This window comes from Methylobacter sp. BBA5.1 (genome assembly GCF_000746145.1).
GTDB lineage: Bacteria > Pseudomonadota > Gammaproteobacteria > Methylococcales > Methylomonadaceae > Methylobacter > Methylobacter marinus.
The window spans coordinates 167,901-182,633 of record NZ_JQKS01000004.1 but is presented as its reverse complement, the minus strand read 5'-3'; the positions used below and the strand labels follow the sequence as shown (position 1 = coordinate 182,633).

Annotated in this window: 14 protein-coding genes; 13 read left to right on the top strand and 1 reads right to left on the bottom strand. The window is 59.8% G+C overall.

All coding sequences use genetic code 11. From position 1 onward, the window contains the following. Positions 1–5: 5 nt before the first annotated feature. The 11 genes from EK22_RS03905 to EK22_RS24620 all read left to right on the top strand — a co-directional run bounded on the left by EK22_RS03905 (position 6) and on the right by EK22_RS24620 (position 9,368). Positions 6–845: a sirohydrochlorin chelatase gene (locus tag EK22_RS03905; RefSeq protein ID WP_036248359.1), complete on the top strand. Its 840-nt coding sequence runs from the start codon at positions 6–8 to the stop codon at positions 843–845. Between the two features lie 11 nt (positions 846–856). Then, the gene (locus EK22_RS03900) at positions 857–1,525 is read left to right on the top strand and encodes a precorrin-8X methylmutase (protein ID WP_036248237.1); all 669 of its coding nucleotides are present in this window, start codon (positions 857–859) and stop codon (positions 1,523–1,525) included. An 8-nt stretch (positions 1,526–1,533) separates the two neighbouring features. Next, on the top strand, positions 1,534–2,634 hold the full coding sequence (locus EK22_RS03895; protein ID WP_036248234.1) for a cobalt-precorrin-5B (C(1))-methyltransferase: 1,101 nt from the start codon (positions 1,534–1,536) through the stop codon (positions 2,632–2,634). Then, positions 2,627–3,934: a precorrin-6y C5,15-methyltransferase (decarboxylating) subunit CbiE gene (gene cbiE, locus EK22_RS03890; RefSeq protein WP_235209211.1), complete on the top strand. Its 1,308-nt coding sequence runs from the start codon at positions 2,627–2,629 to the stop codon at positions 3,932–3,934. Before EK22_RS03895 ends, cbiE begins: the two co-directional genes overlap by 8 nt. Before the next feature lie 87 nt (positions 3,935–4,021). Continuing rightward, positions 4,022–4,813 (top strand): precorrin-2 C(20)-methyltransferase, encoded by a 792-nt coding sequence (gene cobI / locus EK22_RS03885; protein ID WP_036248232.1) that lies wholly within the window; start codon positions 4,022–4,024, stop codon positions 4,811–4,813. Beyond that, a complete protein-coding gene (locus EK22_RS03880) occupies positions 4,810–5,556 on the top strand; it encodes a cobalamin biosynthesis central domain-containing protein (RefSeq protein WP_036248230.1) in 747 nt (248 codons plus the stop codon). Before cobI ends, EK22_RS03880 begins: the two co-directional genes overlap by 4 nt. After that, a complete protein-coding gene (locus EK22_RS03875; protein WP_020157666.1) occupies positions 5,556–5,960 on the top strand; it encodes a cobalamin biosynthesis protein in 405 nt (134 codons plus the stop codon). The genes EK22_RS03880 and EK22_RS03875 overlap by 1 nt, the downstream gene beginning before the upstream one ends. Beyond that, on the top strand, positions 5,957–7,336 hold the full coding sequence (gene cobJ / locus EK22_RS03870) for a precorrin-3B C(17)-methyltransferase (RefSeq protein ID WP_036248227.1): 1,380 nt from the start codon (positions 5,957–5,959) through the stop codon (positions 7,334–7,336). The genes EK22_RS03875 and cobJ overlap by 4 nt, the downstream gene beginning before the upstream one ends. Further along, positions 7,329–7,685, top strand: coding sequence for a (2Fe-2S) ferredoxin domain-containing protein (locus tag EK22_RS03865; RefSeq protein WP_036248225.1), 357 nt, complete (start codon positions 7,329–7,331; stop codon positions 7,683–7,685). Before cobJ ends, EK22_RS03865 begins: the two co-directional genes overlap by 8 nt. After that, positions 7,675–8,970, top strand: coding sequence for a cobyrinate a,c-diamide synthase (locus tag EK22_RS03860; protein ID WP_036248223.1), 1,296 nt, complete (start codon positions 7,675–7,677; stop codon positions 8,968–8,970). Before EK22_RS03865 ends, EK22_RS03860 begins: the two co-directional genes overlap by 11 nt. Positions 8,971–9,194: 224 nt before the next feature. Beyond that, complete coding sequence (locus EK22_RS24620) at positions 9,195–9,368, top strand: hypothetical protein (protein WP_161786372.1); 174 nt, start codon at positions 9,195–9,197, stop codon at positions 9,366–9,368. Between the two features lie 225 nt (positions 9,369–9,593). Here the strand turns inward: EK22_RS24620 and EK22_RS03850 are convergent, their stop codons facing one another. Further along, complete coding sequence (locus EK22_RS03850; RefSeq protein WP_036248217.1) at positions 9,594–11,348, bottom strand: ABC transporter ATP-binding protein; 1,755 nt, start codon at positions 11,346–11,348, stop codon at positions 9,594–9,596. Between the two features lie 643 nt (positions 11,349–11,991). Here EK22_RS03850 and EK22_RS03845 point away from each other — a divergent pair. After that, on the top strand, positions 11,992–13,260 hold the full coding sequence (locus EK22_RS03845) for a hypothetical protein (protein ID WP_020157660.1): 1,269 nt from the start codon (positions 11,992–11,994) through the stop codon (positions 13,258–13,260). Continuing rightward, positions 13,253–14,617 carry a coiled-coil domain-containing protein gene (locus EK22_RS03840; RefSeq protein WP_036248215.1) on the top strand — a complete coding sequence of 455 codons (1,365 nt, stop codon included), beginning with the start codon at positions 13,253–13,255 and terminating at the stop codon, positions 14,615–14,617. The genes EK22_RS03845 and EK22_RS03840 overlap by 8 nt, the downstream gene beginning before the upstream one ends. The last annotated feature ends 116 nt before the right edge of the window (positions 14,618–14,733 follow it).

The following is a 14,733-nucleotide window of genomic DNA, read 5'->3' as shown; positions in this document are numbered from 1 at the left end:
AGGATATGAATCAGCAAACCATTTTATTGATCGGACACGGCTCGCGCGAGACGTCCGGCAATCTCGAAGTCGAGGCCTTTGCCGATCAATGGCGTGCCCGCCAACCGCAACGGCGCCTGGAAGTCTGCTTTATCGAATTTGCCGAAGTGCTGATTGACGAAGGTCTGGATCGCGCGGCCCGGCACGGGGGGCAGGTCGTCGTGGTGCCGTTGATCCTCAATGCCGCCGGCCACGTCAAGATGGAGATCCCCGAGCATATCGAGCATGCCCGGCTGCGGCATCCGGAGGTTGAGTTTATCTATTGCCGCCACCTGGGCGCCAGCGAGGACATTCTGGCTATTCTCAAGCGCAATCTGCGCAAAGCCATGACCAGCCTGGACATGCCCGACCCGCGTAACACCGGCGTCATTCTGCTGGGACGCGGCTCTTCGGACCGGGTCGCCAACGGCGAAGTGGCCAAAATGGCGCGCTGGCTGTACGAAGACGGCGAGCACCCGATGGTCGATATTGCCTTTACCGGCATCACCCATCCGCGCCTGGAATCGATGGTGCAACGCCAGGCCAGGCTGGAAATGCGGCAGATTGTGGTGCTGCCGTACTATCTGTTTACCGGTACGCTGATCGAGCGCATCCATCGTCAGATGGCGGGCTTGCAGAGCCAATATCCGCGCATCCGTTTTGCCCAGGGCGACTATCTGGGGTTTGAGGACGAAATATACGCCTTGCTGGAACGGCGCATCGATCAAGCCGCTCATACGCAGCCCCCGGTCATGATGGAGTGCGACGGCTGCAAATACCGCGAATTCGCCGCCGATCACGGCCACCACGGTCACCATCACGCATAACAGGTTATACCATGAACAATATCGTCACCGAACAGCTTACCGACGCCGGCCGCCGGATCGAACACGATTCGTTTGCCATCGTCGACAACGAAGCCGGTCCGCACAGCTATAGCGAGCAGCAATGGCAAGTCGTGCGGCGCATGATCCACGCCTCGGCGGATTTTGAATTCAACGGCCTGACCCGCTTCCATCCCGATGCGGTGGCCGCCGGATTACAGGCCATCATTCGGGGGGCGCCCATCGTCGCCGACGTGGAAATGATCTGCGTGGGCTTGTCCAAACCGCGCCTGGATCACTTTGGCGTCGCCACGCATCAATTCATCGCCGATGAGGATGTGATCGCCCAGGCCAAAGCTGAAAACAGCACCCGTGCCGTGCAGGCCATGCGCAAGGCGCAGCGGCTGAATTTGCTGGACGGCGGCATCGTCGCGGTCGGCAATGCGCCGACCGCGCTGCTGGAAGTGGTGCGCATGATCAACGACGGGCAGATCAAACCCGCGCTGGTGATCGGCATGCCGGTGGGGTTCGTTTCCGCCGCCGAATCCAAAGCGGTACTGAGCGAAATTGACGCGGTGCCCTGGATGGTCATTGACGGGCGCAAAGGCGGCTCCACCCTGGTAGTGGCCGCGATCCACGCCTTGCTGGCGCTGGCCGAAGCGCGGCAAAAAGCGGCCGGCTGATCTCGCGCATGGAAAAAAAAGCCAAAGGCACCCGCAAAGGCTACACCACCGGCGCCTGCTCCGCCGCGGCGGCGCGGGCGGCGGTGCTGGGCCTGGTGGACGGCGCGGTGCCCGAGGCGGTCGATTGCGACTTGCCCAACGGCCAGCGGGTGCGCTTTGCAGTCCGCGACGGGCGCTGCGACCGCAGTGCGGCGCACGCTGTCGTTATCAAGGATGCCGGCGATGATCCCGATGTCACCGACAAGGCGCCGTTGACCGCCGATGCGCGGCTATTGCCGGACGCGCCCGGTGTGGTGCTGCTGAAAGGCGGCGAAGGCATCGGCATGATCACCATGCAGGGCCTGGGCCTGGAGGTAGGCGGGCCGGCCATCAATCCGGTGCCGCGGCGTAACATCGAAGCCAATGTGCGCAGTGCGGCCGGCGCCTTGCTGGAGCGGGCAGGCCTTGAGCTGACCATTTCCGTGCCCGGCGGCGAAGACATGGCGAAAAAAACGCTCAATTACCGCCTCGGCATTATCGGCGGCATTTCCATACTCGGCACTACAGGCATTGTCCATCCGTATTCCACGGCGGCGTTCCGGGCCAGCGTCATCCAGGGCATCGAAGTGGCCGCCAGCCAGGGCCAGGATACCGTGGTGCTGACGACGGGCGGGCGCACGGAAAAATTTGCCATGCAGGCATTGCCCGATCTGGCGCCGGCGTGTTTCGTGCAGATGGGCGACTTTTTGAAATACGCGCTCGATACCGCCGTCGCATGCGGAATCCGACAGATAGTGATCGGCGGCATGGTCGGCAAGCTGACCAAGATCGCCCAGGGTGAAACCATCACGCACGCCAACCGTAGCGCCGTGGACACCGATTTGCTGGCGGAACTTGCCGCCGAGATCGGTGCTCCGGCTGACGTCTGCGCCGATATCAGGCAATCGGAAATGGCCCGCTACGCCAGCGAGCGCATGGAAGCGCTGGGGCTGATTGGCGAATTTTATACGGCCCTGGGTCGGCGGGTCATCGCCACCTTGAGCCACCGCTACACCGGCAAATTCCGCCTGCGGGTGCTGATGTGCGACTTTGACGGCAATAAACTGGCCGAAGTTGAAGGAGATGTTTGAGATGACCCACCCTTGCCGGATTATCGGCGTATTGGACAACGGCGTCGCCGGCTTAACGCCGGAAGCGCTGGCGCAACTGCGCGCCGCCGACCTGGTGATTGGCGCCCGCCGCACGCTAGCGTTATTCGCCGATGAAATCAGCGCCGATGCCGAGCGTCGGGACCTGACCGGCCATCTGCCGCAGGTTCCCCTGTGGATAAAGGCGGCGCGCGAGGCCGGCGGACAGGTCGTTGTGCTGGCGACCGGCGATCCCTTATGCCACGGCATCGCCAGTTTTCTGATCGGCAAGCTCGGGCGTGAAGGCGTGGCGATAACGCCTAATCTGTCCACGCTGCAGCTGGCCTGTGCCCGGCTGGGACTGCCCTGGCAGGCGGTGCGTATCGGCTCGGTGCACAACCGCGACGTCGGCGAGTGGAGCATCGGCGCCACGCCGGACCACGGCCTGTACCCGTTGCTGTCCGTGCTGCGCCAGTCCGATCTGACGGCCGTCTTCACCAGCCCGGAAAACAGCCCGGACCGCATCGCCCGCATGTTGCGGGTCGAGTCGCTGGCGGACGAATTCGAAATGGCGGTGGCGGAATGCCTATTGCGGGACAGCGAGCGGATTTCCGACTGGCTGGCGATCGACGAGGCCGCCGGCCGCCGCTTCGCCGATCCCAATATCGTCCTGTTGCGCCGCCGCCGGCCTGCCGCGCGCGAAGCCATGTTCGGCCTGCCCGACGAGCGTTTCAACCAGCGCAAGCCCGACAAGGGATTGATCACCAAACGCGAAGTGCGGGCGGTGTCGCTGGCGCGGATGGCCTTATTGCCGGACAGCATCGTGTGGGACATCGGCGCCGGTTCCGGCGCGGTCGGGCTGGAGGCGGCCAGATTGTGCCCGCGGGGCCATGTCTATGCCATCGAGAAGAACGAGGCCGATGCCGCGATCGCCCTGAGTAACCGGGCCAGTCTGCGGGTCAGCAATTATACGCTGCTGCATGGCCGCGCGCCGGTCGGGCTGGAAAACTGGCCCGACCCGGACGCGGTGTTCATCGGCGGTTCCGGCGGCGAGCTGCGCGAACTGATCGCTCTTTGCCTGCGGAGGCTGCGCCCGGGCGGCCAGCTGGTGATGAATTTCGCCACTCTGGAAAATCTGTCCACAGCGGTGGAAGCGCTGAAAGCGGCCTGCGCGCAATGGGATGTGCTGCAGCTGCAAGCCGCGCGCAGCAAACCCATTTTGGACATGCACCGCATGCAGGCGGAAAACCCGATCTGGATTGTCTGCGCCGAGCGCGGCGAGGGCGGCCCGGACAATGCATAATCATTTAATGCGCCTGAAAATCAGTGCGCAAAGCCGGCGCAGGTGCGCCATAGCTCAGTCCAGCGAGCAAACCTCGGAACAAAACACATGAATACACCCAAAACCGGCCGACTGTTCGGCGCCTCGCTCGGTCCCGGCGATCCGGACCTGATTACCCGGCGCGTCTGGGCCTTATTGCAGCGGACCGACGCGCACTGGGCCTACCCGGTGCGGCGCAAGGACGCCGAAAGCCATGCGCTGCAAATTGCCCTGCGCGCGGGCTTGACGCTGCCTGACGCGCATTCGCCGCTGATTTTCCCGATGACCCACGATGCCGGCATCCTGGCCGGCTACTGGCTGCGAGCCGCCGAAACGGTGCTGACTCATCTGCATGCCGGTCAGGACGTGCTGTTTCTGGTCGAGGGCGACGCCTCCACCTATTCGACCTTCGGCCATCTGGCCCGCACCGTGCGCGCGCTGGACGAAAGCATCATGATCGAAACGATCCCCGGCGTGCCGTCGTTTAATGCCGCCGCCGCGCGCGTGGCCATGCCGCTGGCCGACACCGACGAAACCGTGGCGATTATTCCGGCCAGTTACGGCATCGCCATGATCGAGCGTCTGCTCAATGACTTCGACACGCTGGTGTTGCTGAAGGTAAAACCCTTGCTGGATGATATTCTCGATCTGCTGGAACGACGGGCGCTATTGGCCGATACCGCTTTTGTCGAGAAGGCCGGCACGCCGCAGGAGCGCATCGAACGCGACGTGCTGAACTTGCGCGGACAAAAGGTCAACTATCTGTCCCTGCTGCTGGTGCGCAACCCGGGCCGTCAGCGCGGCGAAATGATCCGCGGCTGCCGCAAAAAAACATCCGAACCCACCGAAGAGGCTCAATGACCACTCCCTCACAACCCCGTATCGCGCTGGTCGCGATTACCAAGCACGGCTTAGCCCAGGCCCTGCGCCTGGCCGTGCAATTGCCCGATGCCTGTCTGACGGTATCGGAAAAATTCGCGTCCGGCCTGCCCGCCCTCAGCAATCCTGTCGAAGTGCTGCCCGGCGCGCTGAGCGCCAATATGGGCGGTCTGTTCGCGCGCTACGACCAGCTGGTGCTGTTTATCTCGCTCGGCGCCGTGGTGCGGCTGATCGCCCCGCATCTGAAATCCAAGGATGAAGACCCCGGCGTCGTGGTCGTGGACGATGCCGCGCGCTATGCGATTCCGGTATTGTCAGGCCACGTCGGCGGCGCCAATGCCTTCGCCGAGCAGGTGGCCGCGTTGCTGGGCGCGGACGCGGTGCTGACCACGGCCTCGGATGTCGGCAAGACCATCCCGGTGGATATTCTCGGACGCGAGCTGGGCTGGCAGGTCGAGGCGCCGAAACTCAACATCACCCGCGTCTCGGCGCACGTGGTCAACGAAGAACCCATCGCTTTCGTGCAGGAAGCGGGGGCCAAAAACTGGTGGACGCGGCCCACGCCGCTGCCGGCCAATATTCATCTGTTCGAACGTTTCGAGGCGGTGGATTTGTCCCGGTTCAAAGCCGTGCTCTGGGTGACCCGCCGAGACATCGCCCCGGCACAGTGGCAGCAGCTCGCCGAGCGTTTGGTGGTCTACCGGCCGCCGCTGGGGCAGGACTGATGAAAGTCATGCTGGGACTCGGCTGTGACCGCAACACGTCTTTAGCTACCCTGCGCGCGGCCGTCGAACAGGCGCTGGCCCTGGCCGGACTGGATCAATCCGCCGTCGCGGGCGCAGCCAGCATCGACAGGAAAAACGACGAGGCGGCCATCCTGCAACTGGCCGCCGAACGCGCCTGGCCGCTGTATTTTTTTACCGCGCAGCAACTGGCGCAGGTGCCGGTGCCCAATCCTTCCGAAACCGTGCGCAAGTATATGGGTACGCCAGCCGTCGCGGAGGCGGCGGCATTGCTGGCGGCAGGCGCCGACATGCGCGCGCTGCGGCTGGAAAAACACAAATACCGCGGCGAGGACGGCAAGAACGCCACGGTTTCAATCGCAAGCATGAAAGAGAACAACGCATGAACAAAGGCAAAATTCTGTTGGTGGGCTTCGGCCCCGGCGCTCCGGAACACATGACCTACCGGGCCCGTGCCGCCATCGCCGAGGCCGATGTGGTGATCGGCTATTCCACTTACATCAAGCTGGTGCAGGAGCTGCTGGAAGGCAAGGAAGTGATCCGCAAGGGCATGACCGAAGAGATCGACCGCTGCATCGAAGCCTACGATCAGGCCATGCTGGGCAAAACCGTGGCCTTGATTTCATCCGGCGACATCGGCGTTTACGGTATGGCCGGGCCGACTTACGAAGTGCTGCTGCAGGCCGGCTGGACGCCGGACAGCGGCATCACGGTGGAGGTAATCCCCGGCGCCACGGCCCTGAATGCCTGCGCCGCGCTGGTCGGCGCACCGCTGACGCATGATTTTTGCTCGATCTCGCTGTCGGATCTGCTCACTCCCTGGCCGACCATCGCCAGGCGCCTGGAAGCGGCCGCGCGCGGCGATTTCGTCGTGGCGCTGTACAATCCCAAAAGCGGCCGGCGCACCGGACAGATTGTCGAGGCGCAGCGCATCCTGCTGCGGCATCGCGGCCCGGAAACGCCGGTCGCCATCATCAAGTCCGGCTATCGCCAGCGTCAGGCGATCCAGATGACCACGCTGGCGCAGATGGCCGATTGCGAGATCGGCATGCTGTGCACGGTACTGATCGGCAACAGCAGCACGTTCGCCCGCGAGGGCCTGATGATCACCCCGCGCGGTTATGCCAACAAATACGACAACCTGACCGGCGACGCGAAAACCGGCGAACAGGCCGGCCGCTCGCTGAGCATGGGGCTGACCGGCTGGCATGCCTGCGTGCGCAAATATTTGCGCGAAAATCCGGCGGCCACGCCGCGCGAGGCGGCCGCGCATTTCGACGCGCCGCTGGATGAAATGCTGGCCGCCATTGCCGCGGCCCGGCCCGGCGACGAGGCGGGCGATCGGCAGGCGCGCCGGATTGACGCGGAACAGGTCGATGCCGTGCTGAACGCCGCCAATGATTGGGGGCGGCTGCGGGCCGTGATCCGCAGCGAGGCCGGCGCGGTGGCCGAATTGTTGCTGGATGCCAGGGACTTCACCCGGCGCGGGGACTGGCTGAATATGACCAACGAGCATTGCCATCTGCATGTCGACAGGCAGCGCATCGTTAGCGCCTGGTTTCTAAGCCAGGGCGACAGACAGCATGGCGTCTATTTCGTTGACGGGTACGGCGCGGTGGTGTTTTCCCTGTTGCTGATCAAGGCAGGCGAGACCTTCGATGCCGCCGCGCTGAACGCTTATCGCGACGCCTGCGAACACTATGGTCGGGCCATTGCGGCCATTGAAGATGTTGAAACCGAAGAGGCGACAAGCGATGAATGATACGGTGCTGCCGGAAAAGCCCAAAATGGGCGACTACAAACGCCATTTGCTGGTCTGCACCGGCCCGCGCTGCACGCTGAACGGCGAGTCGCAAGCGCTGTTCGAAAGCCTGGGCGCCAAATTCAAGGCCGCGGGACTGGATCAGGGCGCGTTGCGGGTCAAGCGCACCCGGGTGTCGTGTTTCGCCACCTGCAAGGCGGGGCCGATCGTCTGCGTGCAGCCGGACGGCGTCTGGTATTACCAGGTCAACGAGGCCAATCTCGAGCGCATCATTCAACAACACCTGATCGGCGGCGAACCGGTGTCCGAGCTGGTTTTCCATCAGGGGCCGGCCTGTCATGAAGACTAACAGCGTAAGCTGCCCGGCGCTGCTGGTAACCGCCCCGGCTTCCGGGCACGGCAAAACCTCGGTGACTGCGGCGCTGGCGCGTTTTCACAGCCGTAACGGCTTGCGCGTGCGCTGTTTTAAAACCGGGCCGGATTTTATCGATCCCACACTGCTGGCGGCGGCCTCGGGGCAGGCCGTCTACAATCTGGACAGCTGGATCATGGGCAGCGAGCATTGCCGGCAATTGCTTTATGACGCCGCGGCCGAATCCGATCTGATTCTGGTGGAAGGCGTCATGGGCTTGTTCGATGGCGAACCGAGCAGCGCCGATCTGGCCGAGCTATTTGGCTTGCCGGTTTTGCCGGTGATCGATGCGGCGGCGATGGCGCAGACATTTGCGGCGGTGCTGCATGGGCTGGCGACATTCCGCCCCTCGTTGACGGTTGCCGGAGCCGTCGCCAACCGTGTCGCGTCGGCGCGCCATGCCGATCTGTTGCGCACCGGCCTGCCGGCGGGGCTACAGTTGGCCAGTCTGCCGCGCAATCCGCAAGCCAGCCTGCCGGGACGCCATCTGGGTTTGCAGCTGGCCGATGAAATTGCCGATATAGCCGGGCGCCTCGATCAACTGGCCGATGCGATCGGCGAAACCTGGCTGGCCAAGTTGCCGCCCGTTATTGCGTTCGCCGCGCCGGCCCGCTCGCCGAAGCCCGAGCCTTTGCTGCAGGGCAAAACCATTGCCGTGGCGCGCGATCGAGCGTTTTGTTTTCTGTATCAGCAAAATCTCGATTGTTTGCGCGATATGGGCGCCCGGCTGAAGTTCTTTTCGCCGCTGGCCGATGACGCATTGCCGGACGCGGATGCGGTTTACCTGCCGGGCGGTTATCCGGAACTTTACGCCGATACCCTGGCGGGCAATAACCGGCCGCGCGCGGACATTCAGGCGCATATCGCCCAGGCAAAACCGCTGTTGGCCGAATGCGGCGGCATGATGTATCTGACGGAAGCGCTGCTGGACGTTGAAGGACGGCGGCACGAGATGCTGGGCGTGATGCCGGGCGTGGCCGTCATGCAGGGCAAACTTTCCGCGATCGGCTCGCAGCTGGCTGAGCTTGATGGACAGATCGTTCGCGGCCATACCTTTCATTACTCGACCTTGCAAACGCCGTTATCCGCCATCGCCCAGGCACAAACGGTTAACGGGCATGGCGGTGAAGCGGTTTATCGGGTAGGTTCGGCAACAGCGTCTTATCTGCACTTTTATTTTCCTTCCAACCCGGAAACAATCGCCGGGCTGTTCCTGGCTTGAATTCGCGCAAAACGTTTCGGACGGGCAACCGCTCCGTCCGGCTGTCGTTAGAGCGTTTATTCATTAGTCGGAAACATTACCTTCAGACATGCGTCGCCATGAAAACAAGTCATTCACTGATCGACAGGGCATTTCCTCGTTCCCACGCTCCCTGAAGGGCATAAATGGGAATGCAGACCGCAGCGGAACTGAGCACCGGTATGGGTTCCCACGCAGGAGAGAGTGTGAAAGAATTAGTGAAAAACGTCATAAAAAGCCTTATTCACCACGAAGATCACGAAGGACACGAAGAAAAAATTGGGTTAATCAATAGTTTAAAACTTCGTGCTCTCGATTGCTGTTCCAGACGCAATTCTACCGCCTCCATCCTTGGAGGCGTTCGTGTCCTTCGTGGTTAAATCCTTTAAATTGAATACTTTCACAGTCTCAGGAGCATGGGAACCAGGGAACGCGCGCGTGTGGTTATTTACTCATTTGGACTAAAAATGAATTCTTTCACAGTCTCGTACCCTACTGTATTTTTCAGGTAGCTTTGGGGCATCCCGTTCATGGTTTTCATACCCGACGCGGTCAGGCCGGAATTCGACCATGGCATGAATCCTGGCCCGGCAGGTGTCGGCCGATCATTCCCCCAGAAAATCCCCGCGCTGATGCTGCCACATGGCGTAATACTTGCCTTTCCGGTCAAGCAGTTGCTGGTGCGTGCCTTGCTCGATGATGCGGCCTTTATCCAGCACGATGATGCGGTCCATGTTCAATATCGTGGACAGCCGGTGCGCGATCACGATGGCGGTCTTGTCCTTGATCAGCTCAAAAATAGCCACCTGGATCTGTTTTTCGGTCAGTGAATCGAGCGCGCTGGTGGCTTCGTCCAGCACGACGATGGGGGCGTTTTCCAGAAAGGCGCGGGCCACGGCGATGCGCTGTCTTTCGCCGCCGGACAGTTTGACGCCGCGCTCGCCGACCAGCGTGTCGAACTGTTCCGGGAGCTTTTCGATGAATTCCAGGCAGCGCGACTTGCGCGCGGCATCGATCAGCCGTGCTTCCGGGATATCGGCGCCCAGCGTGATATTGTCCCGTACCGAGCGGTGGAACAGCTCCGGCTGTTGCGGGACCATCGAGATCTGCCGGCGCAAAGCCGCCAGGGTGAAGGCCTTGGCCGGCATGTCGTCGAAAAACAGATTGCCCTGCTGCGGGTCGAGAAAGCGAAACAGCAGTTTGGTCAATGAGGATTTGCCGGAACCGGACGGGCCGACCAGCGCGACTTTTTCGCCGGCCTTGATGGACAGCGAAAAGTGCTCGAACAGCTTTGACTGTTCGGCATTCGACGGATTATAGCTGAAGTCGATGTTGTCGAAGCGGATGGCGCCTTTAGTGATCTTCAGCGGGCGGGCATCGTCGGCATCGGTTTCAAAGTCCCGCAGCCTGAACACCTCGGTCATTTCGGTGGCATCGGCCAGCGCCGTGAAAAAATTGCGGAAATTGCGCCCGAACTCCCACAAACGCTGGATCAGCATGAGCATGATCGATTGAAACAGCACGAATTCGCCGACCTGAAAGTCGCCGGTCTGCCATTTCCCGATCATCAGGTAAACCAGCAGCAGCTCGATGGCGAAAGTCATCAGGCCTTGCACGGCAAAGGAGATGAACATCAGTAGCCAGGCGATTTTCTTTTTGCGGTAGACAATATCCGAGGCCCGGTTGACCTGGTCCTGTTCCTGGGCTTCCAGGGCGAAGCTTTTGACGATGAAGATATTGCCGATGGCGTCGGAATAGGCGCCGCCGACTTTGGAGTCGGCCTGGGCCACGGCCTTGTCGAAGCGCAGTTTCCAGATCGAATAGGCGATGTTCCAGGTGATAAACAGCACCACCCAGATCAGGAAATAAAACGCGAATCGGGGTTGCTGCCGGAAGAAGATCGCGAACGAGATCACGACCGCGACGATATTCATGAAGAACTGGAACAGGAACCAGTCCATGATGATTTCAAAAGACCGCGAGAAGCGGTTGGCCTGCTTGATCAGGCTGCCTGAAAAGCTGTTCTCGAAAAAAGCGTATTTCTGTTTTTTCAGCACCTCGAAGCAGCGTTTTTCCAACAGATTGACGCCGCCGCCGTCGAGCGGCACAATCGCGACTTCCAGCAGGCGCCATGACAGCCAGACGCCGGCGTAAATCACCATAATCGTCTTCAGGTTGTCCAGCAGCAGGGCCAGGGTTGCATCGGAGTAAGGCGCCGCCAGCCCGTTGGCGATATTTTTATAATAAAGGGGCGCCGATAAATCCAGCACGACCGCGCAGCTCAAGGCGAACAGGGCCAACAGGAAAAACCATTTTTTCTGCCAGACGACCCGGGCGTATTCTTTGAAGATAATGTCCATTATTATGTGCGGTTTAAGTGTTTTTTCAGGTGGCTAATTTAACATGTCATCACCCTGAGCCGGCGTTGTTTTAGCTAAGTAATGGGCATGGAATAAATCAGGGAATTGTAGGTGCGCACTTGAGGAAGTTATTTTATGCGCGTTCCTAACCCGGATATTTTATAACTGATGTTACGCGGCCAGTTGAAGTTAGATCGATTTAACAAAGTGTCCCTAGTACTCAGTTAGCCTTGTTATGACGAGTAAAATTCCGCGTTCCCACGCTCCCGCGCACCCTGAAGGGCATAAATGGGAACGCATACCGGGCCATACGGCGTGCCGCTCTCAAAGCCCGGTATCGGTTCCCACGGAGGACCGTGGGAACCAGAAAAAGCAGGGTACGTATCGCGCCATTTTCGAGGCGGCAGAGCGACGAAGCCATGGTGGGGCATACAGGGAATGGCCGGCTTGATCGATTTCATATCTTGACCGCGCGGCGCAAAACCGGCTATAAGTAGCCGGACTTAACATATTGAAATACAGACATAAAGGCTTTGATCCTGAAGCCTACTAATAATAACCAGTCATGCAAACACCGGTATGAAAGTAGCTGAAAAATATCTTGCAAATACTCGCATCGGTAAGACAGATAAAGGTGTGAGAAATGGGTGTAGATAACTTTCGCGGCGCGGGCTCGGGCAGTACCGGGGGCATCATCAATCGTATCCAGACGCTGTTCGTCGGCCTGTTGAGGATATGGACGATCCCGATTGTCCTGCTGTTGAGTCTTGCATCCGGGTTTACCACGTATTACGGCATGTCCCATTTCATCACGCCGTGGATCGCCCTGATCATTACCGTGGCGATTCAATCCATCATCGTTATCTGTTCGCTCGAAATCGCCGGCATCCACTGGAAAGCCAACCGGACGCGCTATTTGAGCGTGTTGATCTCCCTGATCATTGCCATTAGCGCCTCAATTTCATTTTCCTATTTTCAGTTTTACGAAATTTCGGAACAGGAAAACCTGCATATCGATCGGCTGAATCAGGTCAGGCAGGACGTTAACGATTACCTGAACCAGATCCTGGCCGTGAAAACCGAGATTCTCGAACAGCAGCGCGCGCAGCTCGATCAGGCCTCGAAGGAAGTCTCGCAAGCCTATTTCGGCACCCATCCTGAAATTGCCCCCGAATACAGAAACCAGGTCGGCGAAGGGCCGTTCTGGAAACGCTATAACGAACTTTACCAGGCCAAGGCGCAACAATTCGCCCAGCTCGAACAGGGGTTCAAGCAGTTGGACGACGATATGCGCAAGTTGCAGGCAGGCCTCAGGCAGGTGAGTCTCGGGCAGGATGAAGGCGGCGCCTATCAGACCGTGCTGACCAGCCTCAACGATGTGCAGATCAGATTCAATCAATTGGCGACCGGCCTGGGCCGCGCCGCGCCGGAGGCCCCCGTGTTGATGTCTTACGCGCAGTTTGCCCAGGACGTACAGCCCTCTTTCCTGATGTGGAAGGGCTTTTCCGCGTTCGCGTTTATCTGCGCGGCCATGGTGGATTTTTTCACCGTGCTGCTTTCGTACCGGCTGGAGTTTACGGCGCCCGGGCCGTTGACCGAACAGGAGCAGGAACTGGTTTTCGAATGCCTCAGGCAATTCACCGAGTTTCGCATCAATGAAAATGACGAGCTTGAGATGGTGATCGAGAAAACCGAAATAGAACGGGCGAGGCGTTATTCCGACTGGTCGAGAATGTTCGCGGTCGGTTTTTTGCTAAGCCGCGGCTTCTTGCGCAAGATCGACGCCCGGACCGTCGAATTCGCCCCTAATCTCTATCCGCTGATCGCTGAGCGCATGGGCGATAAAATCCGCGCCATCAAGGCCGATTCCGCCGCTAAAGTCACGCCATTGCAGAAGGCCGGAAATGAATAACGACAACACTGACCTGGAACGATGGCTGGGCGGATTCGATTTCGACCGGGAAACCGACGGCCCGGAGACTTGGGACCCCGGTTTCGATGCCGAACGGCGCCTGGTCCATACCCGGCTCGGTTTTTACAACAAGCTGTTCAGCCGGCCCGAGAAATTCGTCAAGCGCTTTTATCATACCGTCTACCCGCTCGCGATAGCCGACTGGAGCCTGACGTCCGATAACAAGCTCTATGACGGCTTTTGCACGATCGCGACGCGCCTGGATATTCGCTTCCAGGCGTCGATCAAGTATGCGGCCGACAACTGGGAATTTCTGCCGGATATCAATCAGCATATCAAGGCTTCCTATGCAGGGCTGGTCAGGGATGCCATCGACAGGGAGCTGCTGAATCTGGACGACGGCGCCTGGATACAGTCAGGCCTGAAGGAGACGGAACAAAGAATCGCCCAGGCCGTCAACGAGTTGCTGATGCTACGCAACATCCAATGCCGGACTTTCTGCATCATGAAACCCTCTTTCGAAGAGTTTTCCGAGGACTCGGCGTTGGACGGCCGGTTCGCGCAGGAGTCCGTGTATCTGAGCGTGATTAAAAAGAATTTCGAATTCCGTGAAAAACAGGCTCAGGAGAAACGGCGCCAGGAACAGGAGCTGGAAAATCAGAAGCTGTTACAGAAGCAGCTGCAATTGCAGCAACTGAACAAGGAAGACGAACTGCAAAGACTGAAAGCCATTCAGGACGCGGAGAACCAGCAGCTGCGCCTGAAGGACGAGGAAAAGCTGCTGATCGGGCAATTCGCCATGGAAAAGCGCCTGCATGCCGAAAAAATCCGGCATGAAAATGCCTTGAAAGAGATGGCATGGCGGGCTGAAATCGAGGAACAGGAGAAGCGTCAGGCCCTGCAGCGCGAAGTCGAAGAGCAAAATCAGCTTAATCAGCTGGCGCATGGGGCGCGGTTAAAGGAAACGGCGCTGGAGGCCGAGATCAAGGAATTCGAGAAGCAGCAGGCGCGCTGGAACGAGGCCAAGGAAAGAATGCATGTTGAAAGCCTGAAGCAGCAGCAGCGCCTGCAACAGATGGATCTGGAGGTCGAACTCAAGGCCCAGGAGCGTCAGCAGCAGGAAAGAAGCAGAGTGGAGCAGAAACTGCAGGCGGAAAAGCTTGAATACGAAGCGCGTCTGAAAGACATGCAACTGGAAGCCGAAATCAAGGAAAAGCAAAGACGCTTTGATGCGACGGAAAAATCGGACGAGTATCTGCGCCGCGAAATCGAACTGCTGATACTGGAAAAACAGCGCGCCGAACTGACCCGGGCTATCAGCAAGCCGGCCACCAACCTGTTGGAACCCCCGGAATAACGGTTGCGGGATCTGATATTGCGCAGGCCATTGTCGAATTCCTCAAATTGTTCAGCAGGGCGCATAGCCTGTCCGGCTCAGGGTTCCCATGCCTTGTGGGGCATGGCTTTCGGATA